This is a genomic window from Streptomyces sp. 2A115 (genome assembly GCF_052245575.1).
Taxonomy (GTDB): Bacteria; Actinomycetota; Actinomycetes; order Streptomycetales; family Streptomycetaceae; genus Streptomyces.
This window is the reverse complement of sequence record NZ_JBQQCG010000217.1, coordinates 1-1,463: the sequence shown is the minus strand read 5'-3', so window position 1 is coordinate 1,463 and position 1,463 is coordinate 1. Positions and strand designations below refer to the sequence as shown.

Annotated in this window: 1 protein-coding gene; it reads right to left on the bottom strand. The window is 69.7% G+C overall.

All coding sequences use genetic code 11. The features are described 5' to 3' along the window. Positions 1 to 53: 53 nt before the first annotated feature. Positions 54 to 1,277 (bottom strand): IS110 family transposase, encoded by a 1,224-nt coding sequence (locus ACTWQR_RS55660; protein WP_443235003.1) that lies wholly within the window; start codon positions 1,275 to 1,277, stop codon positions 54 to 56. Positions 1,278 to 1,463: the final 186 nt, after the last annotated feature.

Sequence of the window (1,463 nt, the reverse complement as noted above, 5' to 3'; positions counted from 1 at the left end):
AGGAGAGCACTGCCGATCGTCCGTTCGCCGTCACAGGAGTCTCAATGACGAAGTCAAGCCGCTTGTGTGACCGGCGGGGTGGAGGTGAAGACCCGTCCGTCACGCAGCAGTGCCCACAGAACGCTCGCCCGTCGCCGGGCCAGCGCGATGACCGCCTGGATGTGTTTGCAGCCCTCGCCGCGCTTCTTGAGGTAGAAGTCTCGGTTCGGACCCTCGCGGATGATGCTGGTCTGCGCGGACATGTAGAACACCCGTCGCAGGCGGCGGCTGTAGCGCGTGGGCCGGTGCATGTTCCCGGTGCGGCGGCCAGAGTCGCGCGGGACCGGCACCAGCCCGGCCGCCGAAGCCAGGTGACCGGCGTCGGCGTAAGCCGACAGGTCGCCGGCGGCGACGACGAACTCAGCCCCGAGTATCGGGCCCATGCCGGGCAAGGACTCGATGATCTCTGCCTGCGGATGGCTGCGGAACGTCTCGCGGACCTGCTTGTCGATCCGCTTCAGCCGGTCGTCCAGGGCCAGGATCTGTGCCGCGAGGTCGGCGACGATCCGCGCGGCGACGTCCTCCCCGGGCAGCGCGGTCTGCTGGGCCTGCGCGGCCTCCAGGGCGGTCACGGCGACCGCGTCGGCATTTCGGACACTGCGGCCTGCCAGCCAGGCCGTCAGCCGGGCCCGGCCGCGGCGGCGGATGGCGGCCGGGGTCTGGTAGCCGGTCAGCAGGACCAGCGCGCCCTTGTGGGCCGAGTAGTCGAAAGCCCGCTCCAGCGCGGGGAACACACCGGTCAGCACGTCTCGGAGCCGGTTGATCATCCGCACCCGGTCGGCCACGAGGTCGGAGCGGTGGGCGGTCAGCAACGCAAGGTCGGCGGCCAGCTGGGCCGGTACGTCGATCGCGGCGAAGTCGCCTCGGTGGCGGACGGTCTCGGCGATGACGTAGGCGTCACGAGCATCCGTCTTCGCCTCGCCCCGGTAGGCGCCGGACATGCGATTCACCGTGCGGCCTGGCACGTAGACGGCCTGCTGGCCGTGGGCCGCAAGCAGCGCAAGCAGCAACGCGGACGACGTCCCGGAGATATCCACCGCCCAGCTGACCTCGTCCGCCAGGTCCAGGATCTCGCCGAGCGCGGTCAGGATCGCCGACTCGTCGTTGTCGATCTTCTTCGACCACAGCGTGGCACCGGTCTCGTCGACCACCGCCGCCCAGTGGTGGCCCTTGCCTGCGTCGATGCCGGCCCAGGCTCGGGCCTGCCGCTTACTCACTCGCCCCTCCTCGTTCCGCATGAACTGCCGTCGGCCCGAGGAACACCCCGCTGTCATCTCCGTAATCAGCGACCGCACACAGCGCGCACATCTCAATCAGCAGCCAGGGCGCCCCGGAGAGCCGGACGGCCACTCCTGGCAAGCCACTGAAGGCAAGACCCCATAAGCCACATCCGGCCCTCCCGGGCCACCCAACAACTTACGGAG